We start from the raw sequence: 773 nt of genomic DNA, 5'->3' as shown, positions 1-773 counted from the left end.
AGTCGTGGCTAAGGAACTAGGCAAAATAGTCTCGTAACTTCGGAAGAAGAGACGCCAACAGCAATGTTGGCCGCAGTGAAGAGGCCCAGGCGACTGTTTATCAAAAACACAGGACTCTGCTAAATCGAAAGATGCTGTATAGGGTCTGACACCTGCCCGGTGCTGGAAGGTTAAGGAAGGTGCTTAGAGTTAAATCGAAGGCATTAACTGAAGCCCCAGTAAACGGCGGCCGTAACTATAACGGTCCTAAGGTAGCGAAATTCCTTGTCGGGTAAGTTCCGACCTGCACGAATGGTGTAACGATCTGGGCACTGTCTCAGCCACGAGCTCGGTGAAATTGTAGTATCGGTGAAGATGCCGATTACCCGCAATGGGACGAAAAGACCCTGTGAACCTTTACTATAACTTCGTATTGACTTTGAGTAAGTAATGTGTAGGATAGGTGGGAGGCTTTGAAGCAGGCACGCTAGTGTTTGTGGAGCCAACGTTGAAATACCACCCTTTACTTACTTGGAGCCTAACTTCTTTTAGAAGGACATTGCGTGGTGGGTAGTTTGACTGGGGTGGTCGCCTCCAAAAGAGTAACGGAGGCTTTCAAAGGTACCCTCAGCACGCTTGGTAACCGTGCGTAGAGTGTAATGGCATAAGGGTGCTTGACTGTGAGACCTACAAGTCGATCAGGTGCGAAAGCAGGACATAGTGATCCGGTGGTTCCGTATGGAAGGGCCATCGCTCATAGGATAAAAGGTACTCCGGGGATAACAGGCTAGTCT

1 rRNA gene is annotated in these 773 nt (G+C 49.2%); it reads left to right on the top strand.

Annotated features, from left to right (window positions below):
• Positions 1-773 (top strand): 23S ribosomal RNA (locus REB14_RS24115); the annotation flags it as partial.

This window comes from Chryseobacterium metallicongregator, assembly GCF_031324065.1.
Classification (GTDB): domain Bacteria; phylum Bacteroidota; class Bacteroidia; order Flavobacteriales; family Weeksellaceae; genus Chryseobacterium; species Chryseobacterium metallicongregator.
The sequence above is the reverse complement of the archived record's forward strand: the minus strand, read 5'-3'. Positions and strand labels throughout refer to the sequence as shown.